The organism is Vibrio sp. 10N.247.311.49 (genome assembly GCF_041467655.1).
Taxonomy (GTDB): Bacteria; Pseudomonadota; Gammaproteobacteria; order Enterobacterales; family Vibrionaceae; genus Vibrio; species Vibrio crassostreae_C.
In genome coordinates, this window is record NZ_JBFSVA010000008.1 from 122,097 (window position 1) to 139,307 (window position 17,211).

14 protein-coding genes are annotated in these 17,211 nt (G+C 38.1%); 11 read left to right on the forward strand and 3 right to left on the reverse strand.

What is annotated here, in order from left to right; genetic code table 11:
- The first annotated feature begins 38 nt into the window (after positions 1–38).
- From AB6E54_RS10445 to AB6E54_RS10480, 8 genes are all read left to right on the forward strand, one after another.
- Positions 39–2,354 (forward strand): adhesion domain-containing protein, encoded by a 2,316-nt coding sequence (locus AB6E54_RS10445; protein WP_372106916.1) that lies wholly within the window; start codon positions 39–41, stop codon positions 2,352–2,354.
- Between the two features lie 581 nt (positions 2,355–2,935).
- Positions 2,936–3,466, forward strand: coding sequence for a hypothetical protein (locus tag AB6E54_RS10450; protein WP_102332690.1), 531 nt, complete (start codon positions 2,936–2,938; stop codon positions 3,464–3,466).
- Between the two features lie 66 nt (positions 3,467–3,532).
- A complete protein-coding gene (locus AB6E54_RS10455; protein WP_240492705.1) occupies positions 3,533–4,060 on the forward strand; it encodes a hypothetical protein in 528 nt (175 codons plus the stop codon).
- Positions 4,060–6,861, forward strand: a complete 2,802-nt coding sequence (locus AB6E54_RS10460; RefSeq protein ID WP_102332689.1) for a CS1-pili formation C-terminal domain-containing protein — start codon at positions 4,060–4,062, stop codon at positions 6,859–6,861. Before AB6E54_RS10455 ends, AB6E54_RS10460 begins: the two co-directional genes overlap by 1 nt.
- 13 nt (positions 6,862–6,874) lie before the next feature.
- Entirely contained in the window at positions 6,875–7,579 is a 705-nt protein-coding gene (locus AB6E54_RS10465) for a hypothetical protein (protein WP_229648578.1), read from the forward strand.
- Positions 7,536–8,663: a hypothetical protein gene (locus AB6E54_RS10470; RefSeq protein ID WP_017059956.1), complete on the forward strand. Its 1,128-nt coding sequence runs from the start codon at positions 7,536–7,538 to the stop codon at positions 8,661–8,663. Before AB6E54_RS10465 ends, AB6E54_RS10470 begins: the two co-directional genes overlap by 44 nt.
- Positions 8,660–9,400, forward strand: coding sequence for a LysM peptidoglycan-binding domain-containing protein (locus AB6E54_RS10475; RefSeq protein ID WP_065584792.1), 741 nt, complete (start codon positions 8,660–8,662; stop codon positions 9,398–9,400). Before AB6E54_RS10470 ends, AB6E54_RS10475 begins: the two co-directional genes overlap by 4 nt.
- A gap of 533 nt (positions 9,401–9,933) precedes the next feature.
- Positions 9,934–10,197: a hypothetical protein gene (locus AB6E54_RS10480; protein WP_102332688.1), complete on the forward strand. Its 264-nt coding sequence runs from the start codon at positions 9,934–9,936 to the stop codon at positions 10,195–10,197.
- A gap of 255 nt (positions 10,198–10,452) precedes the next feature.
- On the opposite strand, the gene AB6E54_RS10485 is transcribed toward AB6E54_RS10480, so the two are convergent.
- Both AB6E54_RS10485 and AB6E54_RS10490 read right to left on the reverse strand, forming a co-directional pair.
- Complete coding sequence (locus AB6E54_RS10485) at positions 10,453–11,463, reverse strand: helix-turn-helix domain-containing protein (RefSeq protein ID WP_102332687.1); 1,011 nt, start codon at positions 11,461–11,463, stop codon at positions 10,453–10,455.
- Positions 11,464–11,559: 96 nt separating this feature from the next.
- A complete protein-coding gene (locus tag AB6E54_RS10490; protein WP_102332686.1) occupies positions 11,560–12,516 on the reverse strand; it encodes a helix-turn-helix domain-containing protein in 957 nt (318 codons plus the stop codon).
- Between the two features lie 269 nt (positions 12,517–12,785).
- Here AB6E54_RS10490 and AB6E54_RS10495 point away from each other — a divergent pair, with 269 nt between their 5' ends.
- Entirely contained in the window at positions 12,786–13,550 is a 765-nt protein-coding gene (locus AB6E54_RS10495) for an EAL domain-containing protein (RefSeq protein ID WP_372099856.1), read from the forward strand.
- A 209-nt stretch (positions 13,551–13,759) separates the two neighbouring features.
- Positions 13,760–15,631 (forward strand): MOSC N-terminal beta barrel domain-containing protein, encoded by a 1,872-nt coding sequence (locus AB6E54_RS10500; protein ID WP_372106918.1) that lies wholly within the window; start codon positions 13,760–13,762, stop codon positions 15,629–15,631.
- 106 nt (positions 15,632–15,737) lie between these two features.
- Here AB6E54_RS10500 and nadE read toward each other — a convergent pair whose 3' ends face one another.
- Positions 15,738–16,568 carry an ammonia-dependent NAD(+) synthetase gene (nadE, locus tag AB6E54_RS10505; protein ID WP_102332683.1) on the reverse strand — a complete coding sequence of 277 codons (831 nt, stop codon included), beginning with the start codon at positions 16,566–16,568 and terminating at the stop codon, positions 15,738–15,740.
- Positions 16,569–16,677: 109 nt separating this feature from the next.
- On the opposite strand from nadE, the gene AB6E54_RS10510 reads away from it, so the two are divergent.
- On the forward strand, positions 16,678–17,199 hold the full coding sequence (locus tag AB6E54_RS10510; protein ID WP_017064305.1) for a nicotinate-nicotinamide nucleotide adenylyltransferase: 522 nt from the start codon (positions 16,678–16,680) through the stop codon (positions 17,197–17,199).
- The last annotated feature ends 12 nt before the right edge of the window (positions 17,200–17,211 follow it).

The window sequence follows — 17,211 nt, forward strand, 5'->3', positions numbered from 1 at the left end:
GTATGCTACAAGGTTAAATTTTAAAAAGGTCAAACGATATGTTAGATGTGTTGTCAAAGAAGGCTAATTTGTTACAGGTAGCTTTAATCTTGGCTGTTTCAGGTTGTAATGGTGATTCAGGAGTTGGTTCTACTTCGAGCCCAGATAGCCCAGCTCAATCGAACGTACTTTACTCCGTTCAAGATACCATGCAGCACACTAAACCTCGTGAAACTTTTTATGTTGATCTCTCCAACAATATGGAAAGTTCTGATGGGACACCTGTTGCTCTGCTGAATGTTGAATCCCTTAATTCTGACTATCATTGCGATGTGGTTTCTAACGACCAAAATGGTTTTTATATTAAAGCAACGCAAGTAAACCTATGTGACTACCGATTTCGTGTTGGATCCTCTGTGTCAAGAATGTCAACAGCGATATCTTATGATGGCTATAGTGAGGCTACAGCTCGAATCGCTATAGCTGAAAACAGTGAACAATTAATACCCATATCATCTGCAACTTCAACTGGAACACCCATTTCGGTGAACGTGAAGGACGAGTTAGCAAATTTGGGGTACGAGGTCGACACGAGTCGCTATACACTTAGTATGACGCTAACTTTGCCTAATAGCGATTCAACGCTTTCATCAGCAGTATCTGATCCCGCGAATAACGTTATAGAGTATACTCCAGGTGCTGGACTTGAATCTGGAGTTGAGAGGGTTTTATATAGCTATAGTGATGGAGTAAATGTTCTTAGTGGTAGCCTGGATATTGCAGTTTCAACAACAGTAAATGGTGCTCCAATAGCTAACTCTACATATATACAGACATTTACCGATCCTGATACCTTAAAAATAGTGTCAGAAGTTCCATACGGGAAAACGGTCACAATTGACGTTTTGAGTCTCATTTCTGATCCTAATGGTGATTCATTACAATTAATTGATGTCTATGCTTACGATGCTGATGTTGCCATTATAGAAGATGCTAACTTAGATGGTAATCTGTTCAATGACACTATTTTCACGTTTACTACTTCTAATTCTGGCTATCACAATATCACTTACGTTGTCTCTGATAACAAAGGAGGCTTTGCCACCGGGATAATAAAGTTAAAATCCGAAGACTTATACCCGATAATTGTTTTTAATGAAGGCAATGTATATCAATCTGTTACTCCACCTTTAACTATGGAGCAGGCAGAAACTGCGAGTATTGAATTCGAAATAATAGGAACAGGAGATGGCACCAATGCCGTCGATAATGTAACAACCGTAGCGCATTCGAAAGGTGTTGCTGAAGCAATTTGTACTGCAAGAGGTGCTTTTTTACCGAATCAAGTAGATTTGCAAGAACTTTATGCTTGGAAGCCTGATGGTCAAATATTTACAGACTATAGATATCCAAATGACAAACCGTATTGGACTAGTGACCAGGTTGATGAAACTACCACAACACTAGTCAATCTATTTGATGGTTCAGTCACTGCTAGTAATAATGAAGAGGTAAATTATGTTCTTTGTACTAATACTGAGTATATCCCAGAAATCACCCCAGTATCTATCAGTTTAAATGGTGTGACTTCGATTCAACGTGACTTAGAGCTAGATAAACATGAATTATATCAGGCGACTATAACTAACTCAATTGGCCAAATGGAACAAGTTCCAGCCGAATATGTCAATTGGACAGTAACTGAGTTGAACATTAGTACCTTTGATGAACATACAGGTATCTTGACAGCGTATTCTACCGCAAATACTGAACCTCAATTTAATGTTAATATTGAAGCTTGCTATGACTCATTTTGTGATAACTTGAACGTTACTTTACTCGCACCTTTGGGTATAACTTCATATGAAGGAAGTGAATTTCTTCCGTTGTTAACGAGAGAACAAGTACTCCGCTATAGTGATAATAATACTTCGATTTTTGCTCCGAATGATACTGCCGATTATACGTATTCGTTACTCAACAGTTATGGGTATAACGCAGATGACGCGAACTTTATAGAGTCTGGATATGATAGCAGCCAGACTCAATATTACTGCTCATCAATAAACTTCGATGGTGGTGGGTGGAAAGAATTTGACTCGTCAACTATTGCACTTCGGTTTGCTAGCGCTTGGAATGCAGACCCTGCATATAAAGCCATACCTTCAGGTCGTATATATTCACATTTCGGTTACCTAGATGAGTTTTGGTTCCGAGGAAATGGTTTGCTCTATAAGTTTTACATTAATAATTACGCGGAACCAACCAGTGAAAACGGTGGTATCACGTATTATAGAGGTCCTGAAGATACTCCTGAGGCCGACTTTAATTACTTTGGTAGCCAAGTACACGTTTTTTTATCATGCTATAGATGATAGTTATGAGTCTGTCTCCCTTTAAAGTAGGTTGAAAATCTTTAGTAAGCCAGTAGCGATGTTACTGGCATTTTTAATGCGAATTATTTACGTGTTATTGTCATGTTGATATTTATTAATTAATAACCGCAAGGTAAATTCTCCGTCTCACTCTATTTCCCCAACTAAAGACATCACTTGTAAATTAAACGCTAGATTATAATAACTTAGGTTACGATTTAGGTAGTTTAACTTGTGATGGTCATAATTAATATTATATAAAGCAATATAATAAAATAGTTATGATGCTCATTTTTATAACTCAGATAGTCACCAGCGTTACCCCTTCTCATATCCAATTGAAACACCTTTCTCAAAGTTTGATAATGGTTATTATGATATCCAATTTAGTGTAACTGAAAGTATTTATTGTACAGATCTTATTCCCTAGATAAATGAACTAGTCGGCGATATATCGACTAGGCATATTTAATTATAAATAATTCCAACGTGCTAACCTAAAACGTAGTTATTTTAATATTATATACCCGTTGTTTAGCAAGAGGCTAACGCAATGCTTATATTATATTAAAGGAAATAAAATGAAAAAATTAACACTCATTACATTATTGTCTGCAATTGCTGTTGTTCCGGCTTTTGCTGCACCTGGCGATACCTCTGTTGGTTCTGCAGTATTCAGCGGCTTTGTTCCTGGTTTTGTATCCAACGGTGACATCATTGTTACTGGTGCGGGCGGTAGTGAAGACTCTGCTTCTTTTGTTGGTACGTTACAGGTGAACGCTGACGGTACGTTCACAACGACTAAACCAGTTGTTTTGGAAGCGCATGACTACACGGGGGCTGTGCTTGGGGCTTTAACTCCAGCTAACTGGACGGTATCACAAGTAAATGTGCTTCCAGCTTCAATGGGTGAAGTACAGCCTAACATTGTCGTTGGCGATAACCTTTCAGCGACGGAACTTACTGCAGCTGACTACTTAGCTTCAACTCAACTTTCAGCAGGCGATACGATTCAACTGTATGTTGCTAACGATACAGCACACTCAACTCCAGATGATATTGCTGGTTCAGAAGTTATCGTTAACGTTGATATGATTGCAACTTTGCCATAAGAAAAAATCTCATTATTTGATAGGCACTTAATTAATTAAGTGCCTTGTTTTTCGAGGCTGATGAAAATGAATATCTATATAAATTATTTCTTTCTATTATTGCTTGTTATTTTTAGTTTCAATAGCTTTGGCTATGAAAGCTATTCATTTCCAGTAAATACACAAATAAATAGAGCGAATTTGTATGACTATTCTATAAGTGTAGATTTATCTGATGAGTTTATTGCACTGAAGTATGATAGTGAGAACGAAACCTTTCTAAATGGGCGTTTTTATTCTTATATTAGAACTAATATACCAACAAGCACTGGGGATTCGTTTGAATACAGTTATAACATATCAGAGTTCACTTCTAAATGTGTTCTCAACGATAGCGGTGAGACTATGTATGATGATTTTGTCGATCTCTATATCGATAGAAAACATTACTCTGATATTTTAGATATACCAAACTTTGAATTTAATAATATTAAAAATACTGAATATGAAAACTCTACCAATGAATTTGAATTAGTGACAAATAAAAATATACCGAGTGATGAGCCATTAGATTGCAATGGTCGTATTACGTTCAATGTGGAGCTTCAACTATAATGTTTATTAGACTTTGGTTTGGTTTAAACTTAATTATCATATTTTTCTTGGCCATAATATATAGTTCAAAATCCGTCGCAAATATTCCAGATGGATTTGAAGATATGTTTGAAGAGAAGTTGATAAGAATGCCACTAATTCTCTCGGCTGATAACAACAAATTATTCTATTCGGAAGCTTTCATCTCGGGTGATGAAGTAAGAATTCCCACTTCACAAAAACAACTTGTAGCACAAGCATTGGCGAATGAACTTGGTATTGAGAAAGATGTTAGCGATGCGATGGCAACAACACTGGTAAATGGGGTTGAATCGAGCCTAGATTGTAAAGGTTATCGAAGTGAATGTGGTCTACTACCTGATTTATATGATTTTGTTTATGTGCCAGATAGCCAATCATTGATTATTCATGTTAACTCACAATTCTTAACTGAGATAATAGAAGAGTCAGAAATAAAATTTGTAAAAGAAGAGATCGATCAAAACGCGATCATTATGTCACATGGTTTGAATCTATCTGGTTCTTATAGCGACAACACTGATTATACATCGTCTTATTCTTATCAACATGAAAATTATGCAGGTTTTGGCAAGTATGGCTATTTGCATAATGATCTAAACTTTAGTGAGGTCAATGGTTTCAGTTCGGATGACTCATCGTATAACTATGTTGGTGGTAATACTCGTTTCTCTGTCGGGTATAAATACCAAGAACGCTCTTGGAATAGTACTCAGTTTTTAGAAAATGGCAGCAAAACTTCTGGTTACATGTTGTCGATTGGATCGACGAGAGAGCTAGTAAAAAAATCATCTCCTAATTCTAGACGAGTATATTTGAACATTTCAAGAGCTGGTCGACTAGAAATTAATGATGATAGAGGCCGTGTTCTATTAAGTCGTAATGTGGATGCAGGGCAAGAATACTTTGACTATAACGAGCTACCATCTGGTACTTATACTGCGACAATTCGAATATTTGATGGCAGTGAAGAGTTTTACACAGAAGATAGGTTGATAGTCAATACAAGCTCTTCGTCGATTAAAACCGGCGAACTAGATTATCATATTACAGCCGGTTATTTATCAAGAGACCTGACGAATACGGGACTAGAGGACGATTTTGACCAGAAATCCATCAACTTTGCTTATGATAATTATGAAAGTCCAATGTTCACCAATGGGAAATTGAGCTATCAAGTTACGGATTTTTTTGCACTGGGTGCAGGTTCGTTTATTACAGGGGAAGATAATTATAATTATGTTGGTGGTCACTTATCTTTAGGGGAAGTGTCCAGAATATCGGCAGTAACAGGATTATTTGACGATGGATCTAGTTTTTATAATTTTGATGTGGGGATTTATAACTTAAGTGTATCTTACACAAAATTTGATAGTGAAAATGATAATAGTATTGGAGATATTAGTTTGTCTCAACTTTTATTCAGTAACTCGAACTATACATCATTATCAGTAAATTACAACAAGTACTTAACGAGAAATATATCATCATATATATCGGGTATATTAACAAAAAACCAATATAAAGATTTTAGTAATGGTTATAATAATGAATCAGAAAGTTGGTCTGCAAGAAGTGGCGTGCAGATATCATCATTACCACTTGACTCAAAGGTGAACTTAGAGTTATCAGCAAGTGAATCGAGCGATATAAATTATGGTGTTATGGCCTCAATAATTATTCCAATAGGCCAGGAAAACACATACACACATAGTACACAAGCACAAATAGATGATAGTGGTGATGTTGCGCTATCGCATAGAGATACAGTCTCAAGCAGTCTAATTAACAGAAACAATCTAAATGTATCAAGCTCTGCGGGACTTTATTATCAAGATTCTACTGAAGACCAAAGCAGTGCCGATTTATCATTGTCTGCAAATTATAAGAATAAACATATTGACTCAAACTCTTATGCCTATATCAATTCAAGTAGTAATACAAGTGTTTCTGCATATATTGGTACAAGTAATATCATAACTTCTCAAGGAATAGAGTTTACGAGTGAAAAGTCATCTTCTTATTTTATTTCGAATAATGATACAGGGGAACTGTCTTCGGATGGAAAATTCTTGGCGGTAGTTAACTCCGAGCAGAATGGAAAACAAAGCAATGCTTATGTTAGTGGAGATGCTTTGACGGTATATCCATTAAAAGAGTTCTATGAATATGAATTCAAGCTTGATACGGAAGCCTCTGATTTTTACAACAATGGTGAGTCTTATACGTCGGCTACTAGTTATCCAGGAACTGTTATCCGTTTGGATACGTCGTTGTCTGAGTTGAAATCATTTATATCGACGTTTAGTGATATAAATGGAAATCCAATTGACGGAGTTGAATGTATCGGTGGAGGTTGTGTTTCTACTGACAAGCTTGTTGAAGGTGTGTATCAATTTAAGGTGAAAGATAAACAACCTTACAAAATTATATCTAAGGAAAACCAATGTGTAATACCGGAGTTATCATCGGTTAATAATTTGAATTTAGGTAATAACTTCTGTATGCCATCATTCGAAGAAAATAGTGAAGGTTATCAGATAGCCCTAGTTGATGGTGTTTATTATTACTACTTAGGGCAATACAAGGATAGTAATATTGTATTGAACTATCAGAACAAACTGAACAACTCAGGTGTTGAAATTATAAACAAAAAGCTTGGCGGTTATTTGTATATATTTGCTAAGTCTCCTGAGCAACTAACTACGGCAAACAAACTGTATGTTGATGAACTCATTAATTATGCAGTTCATATGGAGATGACGCCATATGCTTATAACTAACATAGAGAAAATTATGCAACGTGTAATATTTACTTCGATACTATTAATGACGACCTCTTTTAGCCATGCATTTAGCATAGATAAAATGCTTCTTATAGCTGGAGAAGATGGTAATGGAGTTTTTACTCTGACTAGTTCGAAAACTGAACCTGAATATATAAAAGGTAACGTTAGCCAAGTAAAGGTTGAAAACGGAGAGTTAGAAAAGGTAGAGCTAACAAAAGATAATTTACCTTTATGGGATCTTGCGCTATTACCCAATAAACTGATATTAAATCCGGGGGAAAGACGTCGTGTATCAGTAAAGAATTTATGTCAGGTTAATTGTGATGATTTAGAGAAGGACAAAGTTTATCAAGTGACTTTCATGCCTAGCGTTATCGATGGAGATAAAAAAGAAAGTATAATTGGTATTAATTATGGTTATGCTCCTTATTATATTGTACCTGCAAAAAATACTAATGTTGACTACAAAGTTAAATATAACGGTTCAGAAGTTTATGTGGAAAATAATGGTAACACATTTTTCTACATACAGTTTGATAACTGTAAACCGAATTCTGTTAGTAACAAATGTAAACAAACTAATACAATACTATCTGGTCGAAAGAAAACCATAAAATTAGCAGAAGGCCTGCAAAATGTCGATTCGTTATCCGTTAAGGTAGCCAACCATGATTACAGTTATAACAAAAATATCACTATTAAAAAGAAATAGCCTAATTAGTATAGCGCTATTATTCACGGCTTTAGATAGTAGCCATGCTGCAGATGTATACGGAACGATTACAGCAAACAACTCTGTGGTTTGGAACAATGCGGCGCCAAATAGTTATTTCGGTAGTGAAGCTATATCTCCATCTGCATGGACGATAGCGCAAGAGCAACCAACGGCAGAGTGGTATCCCGCAACGATGGATAACCAACCCGTTAATAACGTTAGCTTTGTTAATCATTCTACAGGCGAAAGTTTTAACACCAGCCTGGAGTTGTTAGGCGTTGAGTACAATTTGGGTAGCTCGGCTAGTTATTTCACATCAAAAGACTACGGGTCAAATGTGGGAATGGGAGTTGCCAATGAGTGTGCAGCTACAAATATAAGTGGTTCGAGTGCGAAAGTGGGCCAAGAGTCGACTTTGTGTGTGTCGCGAATGGGTTACACAGCAACAAGCCGAATAGAGCCTTTTAAGTTTTATCGACCTGCTTTCGCTTTGCCTAATATCAGTAATGATGTGTTCGCAGCCCCTGTTGGATCTGGAACTTTTACGGCATCAATTAACCTTTCACCCACTTACTTTTTTACAAGTCAAACCGGTACGATGACTTATACCAGAGTGCCGGAGACGTTAATTATCACGATTGATTATCAAGCTGCGATCCTTGAATCATTAACGGTACTTGGAGACGGGAATATTGAACCCCAGTATGATACTGCAACAAAAAGGATCTCTGGTACAACGAGGTATGATGTTAGCTTGTTAGGGACTTTACCTACAGGCGTTATTATGACATTTAGCCCTACGTCAGGTGACTATGAGCTTACAAATATTGATAACTCGCTAGAAAAGATACCCTACACAATCACGTGTGCCATTGGCTGCGAAAGCCCTGACAAGGTGATTGTCCAAGACGGAGTACTTAATACCGCATCTTTTCCTGATTCAGAAGTGATTACAGTGAATGGAGAAGGTAGTAACAAAGTTGATGTAGCATACGATGTTAGTTTTGATGTCGATGGAAATGCACTCAGTTCAGGTAATTACCAAGGGTCGTTTAATGTTGTTTATGAGGTGAACCTGTGAACCGACTAATTAATAATATTTTTTTTATGTTTCTAGTACTAACCAGCGGTGCAGCGGTTGCTGAGAAGCCAACTGCTCATATTTTGGGGGTAGGGGCAAACTATGGCTATAATTTTGATGGAGATATGTTTGAGAATTCTCAATCTATTTATTTTCTCTACCAATATAACCGACTTCAATTGAATCTAGGTATCAAACATTATAAATTATTAGATGATTCTGAGTACATACCTGATTTAGGTTTGCTTTATAGTATACATGATGGAGAAGAAATTGATTTAAAGGTTGGAGTCGGATTTGAAGATAAATATCCAACAATAGAGTACCTTGCTGAGTATGCTTTGAATGAATATTTCGGTGCGAGTATCGCACTTAATCAAACGTTGAATGATGATTTTGGGCAAAATCAACGAGAAGCCGTGGTTGGATTATCTTATTATTTCAATGACAGCAAGCGTAAGATTGAGTCTGACCAAGTTGAACCTCGCCCTTCGTCACTTGAAATTACGAAAGCTCCGGATTGCACATCTGACCCAACTGATACGGACTGTGACTTCGATACTATGTCTAACAGTATATCCGAAGTTGCTGTTAAGCCGACATTACCTTATGTCGTACAAGAAGGTGATTGGTTATATGAACTACGTAGAAAGTTCGGCTTCGATTTAGAAGAGATCATTGAGAGTAATGATATTGAAAATCCTGATTTGATCATTCCTGGCCAAGTATTAGAATAAGCTCTTACCGGTAACCTGATCAATATTAAAGTATTACTAGACCTATTTCTTATAAGGTATGGTGATGCTTTTTTTTTGCACTCGATTAAATCTGTCTAACTATTCATCTATGATCTTACATAGCTTACGTTGATGTGAATAATCAAGTGTTGCCAAGAATCATGGTTTACATACCAGATCTTAGGTTCAGGTATTAAATATTACGAAGTTAGATAAAATTTAATTCTCTTAATGTAAAACCATTAAACTACTATGAAGACTTGCAAGATATGTATTAGCGTTTTACTCTTCGGTCTCTCCCTAAGGTTTAACTGCCATCAAATAGCTAACCAGCGCATAATATGTATAAGTCTGGTGAATTGATGTGGTTGTATCCATGCTATATCATGATTATTATGAATGGACTTTTCTGAACAAATTAATGTTTACAAATCTAATATCACGGATGCAAGAGTGGCTGGTAGGCATTAGACTTCTTTTTTCCTGCGAATAAGCTAAACTCTCATATGTAACCAATTACATTTGAGGTGTTTATGAAGTCGTTTGTCAATATTAAGGTCGTTTTATGTTCGTTTTTATTTTTTGCAACCTCAGCGATTGCTTCTATTAGTGCTGATGATGTCACGTTTTTAGGCCGAGTCGGTGGAGATATACGAGCAATTTATTCTGACAAAAGTCTAACGAATGTGGATGGCATGCAAAACACGAAAGCTGTAAGAGGCATGACTCAGAGCAGTTATGTAACATTACTAAACAATGAAGTAGATGATGTAATTGTTCGTGAGGTTGACATGTAGTCAAGCGAACATAGCATATTAGATTCTAACTTTTTACCATATGCTTTAATACTCAATCGCTTAATTACATAGTATATAGATTGTACTGATAATTTAAGTGGGAAAATAATGAGGTATATTGGTTCAATAATATCGAATACGAATGTCAAAACTGTAGAGCTGTGTTTTGAAAGATTGAAGCAAGCAGGAGTTCATCCATCAGAACTATCTTTCGATGGATTGGTACTCCTGTTAATGTGCGCGGAAAGAGACCGCTTAGCAACACTGAGAGCTAATTGAGCATGGGTTTGAACAGGTTTGACAGCCTGTAAGCAAGTTCAAGAACTCGGGTTGAGTAAATAGCTGGCTTGTTTTTATGTGCATTAAAGCTTTAGAATAATAGTGTTTACCAATTTTGATTGCACCGTTGGTTGATTTTTTCTCGTACGAAACAACAGAAAATCCCATTTTTTCGAGTACTTCTGCTGAGCTCTTTATAGCAACTGTTGTGTAGTAGTCGGTAATGTTAGCGTGTTTTGCTAGAAACCTGAATTCTCTATTTAATTGTAGACGAAAAGGTCGCTCGTACAGCGAATGCTGGCTCACCGCAAAATAAGCTAATTTTCGGCTTTTATTATAAGGAACGGTTTTTCTTAAATCTATTTCATTAATCGACTTTTGAGAAAGTGTTTCAATTTCGGAGATCATACCTTCTGTCGTGAATATAGTGCCTATGTTATGTCCTAATAGCTCCCCTGTGACGCTGTCGACATATTTATAGGCAATGAAACGTTTTTCATTGCAATAGTTTAAAAAATCGATTTTATAGAGTCCATGCTTAATATTCTCATCAGAGGTTTTCTCATGAAAAACAAGTACAGAATTTACAATCTCACTATCATTAGAATTTCCAATCGGACATTCACAAACAGGATTGTGTTCGATCATCGATGTTGACTGATAATTTGCTCTGGCGATCAAGTTATTTAAACTACGGTATTTCTCTTCCATCAGAGTATTGAATTGATCAACTCTATTTTTAGAACTAGGGTCTTGATGTTGTAAATGACTAACTTTAGATAGATAAGGCTCAAGATCGTTGGTAAATTCTCGCAAAACACGAATACTACGGCTAAGAGTTGGTTTAGTTGTTCCTCTTTCCCATCGACTAAGTGTAACGGTATCAATGTTCGATAGATCTCCTCCGAGTAAGTTGAGCTTTGTAGCTGCTTGACTTTGTGTTAGTTTATTCGCGATTCGATATTTTTTTAAGTATTCGCCAAACACAGTAATTTTCTCCAATCTTTTGCATAAGGCGAAGTATTATTATGTGTAGAAACTTAAGATGGTAGGCATCTTAATTTAAAGTCTGTTTGGCTATGCCTAATGATTTTTGATTGAGTATTGGTTATCCCACTGGGTTGTTTTTATGAGGGTTATTATTTCGGGTTGAGAAAGAAGTGTCGCTGTATCAATTTCGTATAAGCAATGTTCGAATGAGCGGTTGCCTAATTTAAAACCTCCTTTTTCTGACTCAATATCAAATGCTATTTTCTTAAATCCAAGTTGCTCTAAAATTTGTCCGATTTCAGGCCATGCACTAAAGAAATAATAACGTTGAACATTTGAATAGTGAATTAGGTTTATAAATTGAGAAACTAACATACATCGAAATATCTGGAAATTAGAAGAGTAACGATTATAATTACAAACCGATAACTTAGTCGAATTTTTATAACTGACAGATTTTGTCAGGTCGATATCAATGATTTTTGAATGAGTAACTTTGTCAAAATAGTCACTTTCGAATATAAAACTAATTGAGTGACCTACCAACTGCCCGCTTTCTGTTATAAATCTTTTTAAAATAGCTCGTTTGTTTTGTTGGTAGTCATATAGATTAATGTCGAAAAAACCCTTCGGTGTATGGATGGCTGTTTCGTAAAAGATTTTAAGGCTAGATAGTATCTTGTCATCATCTTTCAAAAGAAGTGGCATCTCAGTAATTAAAGTTGATTGTGGCTCTTGTGGCTCTTCATAACTTAATGATGAAAGCTTCGTTACCCTGTTATTAAAACGAAGTTGTTCAATCTCGTCTAGTAGCTTTGTTTCGTTTGGATTAGGTATTAATTCATAAAAGTCACTCAGGTCAACCTGTAAACAACGCAAGATTCTTAGGCATTTTGCAAGTGTTGGTTTGGTTTTTCCTCGTTCCCAACGACTGAGAGTTACCACGTCTACAGAGCGAAACTCTTCATTTGCAAGGTTTAACTTAACAGCAAGCTCACTCTGAGTAAGACCTAGTGAGACTCTCAATTCCTTTAAATAGTCACCAAACATACATTATCCCTAAGCGTAATTTGATCTAATTGAAGTATAGTCATCTATGATAGTTTATGGCGTTTTTAATAACCTATCTAGAAGTAACAGACTCGAGATTACCGTTTTGAAACGGCATTGTGTATTTGTACAGGAGTTCGTTTAACTACTTATGCAGTTTGTCTTCACGGTTAAGAAGTAGGCATGTAAAGCTACATATGATTTGTTCATGCTAATCCTTGCTAGTTATTGATCTGTAGTATGGATTAATCACAAAAAGAGGTTTGTTTATGAATACGAATATGTTGTCTGAAAATTTACAAGCCGAAGCACTTATTGACGATGTTAATCAGGGATTGTTTTATCCTGTTTTTCAACCGATAACTAATGGCAATGGAACTGTCGGTGCTGAGGTTTTGTTACGTTGGGAAAAAGGGCACGATGTTGAATCGTCAATTCGCTGTCTGTTAGACGCTAAGAAGATTGCATGGTTTACTCAAATATTCTTGTTAAGAGTGTCCGAGGAATTATTGTCTCAGAAGAAAATGATTGATTTTCTGACTATTAATATCTCCCCTGATCACGTTTTAAGTTTCACTTTTCTACGTGATATTTCCCCAATTTGGCAAGCATGCAACAAGTTAGGTATAACCTTATGGATTGAGCTTACTGAGAATGAACAATACCCGGTTGGCATTGACGAGAAAAGGATGATGTCCCAGTTTGGAGTATGTCGTGGTCTTGGAATTAAAATCGCGATAGACGACTATGGCAGTGGTTATAACACTGGTGAAGCACTGATTAGGGTTGTTAAACCGAACATAGTGAAAATAGATCGGTCGTTAATGAGAAACCGGAGTGATAATTCGACCTTTTGGGAGCGTCTTAGATTTTTAGCTCGGAAGTATCAGATTGAATTGTTATCTGAAGGTATAGAAAACCATGAAGATTTACGTTTTGCACAATCGCAGGGCATAGATTATTTTCAGGGCTATCACTTAGGCAAACCTGGCTCATTGAGTCAATTGTCGAAACAAGGTGCAGCATATTGCTGATCTACTTAAAAATAGCGTGAATAAATTCGGGTTACTTTTAGTGTGTAAAGCATCATCGTTAGTTTCAAGAGTTTTAGGTTTGCCGGAACATAATGCCATTCTATTAGTTTAATCATGCCTACTTAGTATCAAGTGTTTAATGCCTGCCAGTTTATCTATTTATAACCATTTGTTAGCATTGGGACAAACAACAAAACATTGGAATCGTTATGTCGCAGTCACCTTTGGATCAAAAGGCTTTGGAGCAAGAGCTTTCAGGTCAACAGCCCTCCTTATCTCAAATTAATGTGTTTCCGGTTAAATCAGTAGGTGGGATTGCACTCTCTTCTGCTTGGGTCGAAAAACAGGGCCTTACCTTCGACAGACGTTTTATGTTGGCCTTGGCTGACGGCTCAATGGTGACGGCGCGTAAGTACCCTAAAATGGTCAAGGTGTCTTCTAGCTTGCAGCCAGACGGTTTGATTTTTACTTACGAAGGCAAAGAACCGCTGCGCCTAAAATATGCAAACTTCAAGATGCAAGAAGCGCCTGCAACAGTGTGGAAAGATAGCTTCACTGCGTATACCACCAACGACGAGGCGGATGATTGGTTTAGCGATGTGCTTGGTGTTCGCGTAGAACTTCTGTTCTGTGGTGAGCAATCTAATCGTGTTCGAGAAAAGCTTGGTCAGAATGTCAGTTTCGCCGATGGTTACCCGATGTTAATCATCAGCCAAGCTTCGCTTGATGAGTTGAATCGCCGTAGTCCTGAAACGCATTCCATGGATCAGTTCCGCACCAATTTTGTCGTCTCAAACACTGAAGCGTTTGCTGAAGATGGTTGGAAGCGCATTCGAATTGGTGAGGTTGAATTCGAAGCGGTGAAGCCTTGTGAGCGCTGTATCCTAACGACAGTCGATGTTGAGAGCGGCGAATTCAGAGCAACAAAAGAGCCACTCAATACCTTTTCTACGTTCAGAGCCAATGAACGTGGTGGCGTTTTCTTTGGTCAGAACCTTGTGGCGAAAAATGAAGGTCTGGTGAAAGCGGGTGATGTGGTTGAGGTACTTGAAACCAAAGAGAAAGAACACTACGAAGACTCTTGGGTCGAGTCACTGCACTTAACTTGCGTCGAGCGTGAAGAGATCGCTCGCGACTTCACAACCTTTTGGCTAGAGCCAGCGAAAGAGAACAATTTATTACCAAGCTATCAGCCGGGGCAACATCTACCGATTGAAATGGTAATTAATGGCGAGAAAGTGTCTCGTCGTTACACGTTATCTTCTAGCCCTTCACGCGCAGGTCGTTTGGCGATTTCCGTGAAGCGAGTGGACGATGGTCAAATCTCAAACTGGCTCAATGATCACTTCCAAGTCGGTGACACGCTAGTTGCTCAGAATCCAGATGGCGCATTCTACTTAGAAGATAACCCAACACATCCATTACTGCTGTTATCAGCGGGAAGCGGCATCACCCCTATGTTGTCGATGCTTCGTTACTTAGCCGACCATGGTCAGATTGATGATGTGGTGTTCTATCACCAATGCAGCAGCGAAGAAGATATCCCTTATCAAGCTGAGATTGATAAGATCGCCAGTGAGCACGCGGGTCTTCGTGTGATCTATTCATTAAGCCAACCAACCAAAGAGTGGGATGGTTTGTCTGGGCGTCTAAGCGTGTCGCATGTCGCTAAAATTGAAGAGCTACACAAGCGTCAAGCGTTCGTGTGTGGCCCTGACGGCTTTATGGACAATGCCAAGAAACTACTGATTCAAATGGGGCTTAACCCTCAACATTATCATCAAGAAGCGTTTGGTGTTGCTCAGTCTACCGAAGAGGCGGTGAAGCAGCTGCAGTTAAGTGTGAACGGCTACCTGTTTGAAGGTAATAACCAATCAACCCTGCTAGAGCAAGCTGAGTCGGCGGGTGTGTCTATCGCTTCAAGTTGCCGTGCTGGTTTCTGTGGCGCTTGTAAAGTGACCCTTGAGTCAGGGCAAGTTCACCAACCGGATGTGCCTGCATTGCAAGAACATGAACGTAATATGGGTCAGATACTGGCGTGTTGTAGTGTGCCTCAAACTGATATCGAAGTTGTAGACTAACTCGGTAGGTCGGAAGGCCAGAAAGAAAAGCACATTGAATAGAAAAGGCCGGAAGTTCACTGAAATGAACTTCCGGCCTTTTTGATTCTAAGATTAATTCAAACAATTAATCGTAGATCGTTGGGATCGGTTGACGCTTGTGCTGTGTTGCTTTGTAGATGCCTACTAAGCGGTCTGACACGTCTTGAGGGACTTCTTTACCTTCAAGGAAATCATCGATTTGGTCGTAAGAAAGGTTCAATGCTGCTTCGTCGGCTTTCTGTGGATCAAGCTCTTCTAGGTCGGCAGTAGGCACTTTCTTAACCAATAGCTTTGGCGCACCTAGCGTTGCTGCAAGTTCACGAACTTGACGCTTGTTCAGGCCAAACAAAGGCGCTAAATCACATGCACCGTCACCGTGTTTGGTGTAGAAGCCAGTGATGTTTTCTGCTGAGTGGTCAGTACCAATCACAAGACCACCAACGTAACCCGCAATTTCGTATTGCGCGATCATGCGAGCGCGAGCTTTCACATTACCTTTAACAAAGTCGATTTTTGCTGAGTCTGTTGGTAGTAAACCTGTACCTTCAAGTGCAACGTGAGATGCTGCGTGAAGCCCATCAACACCCGCTTTGATGTTTACAGAAACAGATTGAGAAGGCTGGATGAAAGAGAGAGCAAGTTGTGCTTCATCTTCATCTTTTTGTTCGCCGTAAGGTAGGCGAACCGCAATGAATTGGTAGTCGTTGCTGCCAGAGTTTTCATTCAGGCTATCCACGGCCATTTGTGCCAAGCGGCCACAGGTCGTTGAGTCTACACCGCCACTGATACCAAGGATCAGAGACTTGCAGCCTGACTGCTGAAGTTTCGTTTTAATAAAGTCCACACGACGAGTCACTTCGAAGTGAGGGTCAATTGAAGGTAGTACGCGCATTTCGTCACGAATTAACTGTTCCATTCGTATTCCTTTCCTGCAAGCAAATTAAAAATCTAGTGTTATCATACCTAAATCATCCGATTTAAAAACCTCTTTGCACAAGCTTAGAAAGAGAAGGCAGTAATAAACAATGGAAAAAATAGCCATTTTCGGTAGTGCGTTTAATCCACCGAGCCTAGGGCATAAAAGTGTGATTGATTCGTTGGCTCACTTTGACAAAATTCTACTCGTTCCAAGTATTGCCCATGCTTGGGGAAAAGAGATGCTAGACTTTGATACGAGATGTCAGTTAGTTAATGCATTTATCAGTGATCTTTCACTGGATCAAGTTGAGCTTTCGTTGATCGAAAAGAGCTTATTTACACCCGGCGAAAGCGTGACGACTTTTGCTGTACTCAGTGAACTGCAAAAGTTACATCGTGACGCTGAACTGACGTTTGTTATTGGCCCAGATAACTTCTTTAAGTTCTCATCTTTCTATAAATCAGATGAGATTACCGAGCAGTGGTCTGTAATGGCTTGCCCTGAAAAAGTGAAAATTCGCAGCACAGACATACGTAATGCACTGATAAGTGGAAGCGATGTTGCAAAACTGAGTACAAAGTCAGTTACAAAGATGTTGCAAGATAGTGGACTGTATCAGATAATGTGAGTTCACTAATCA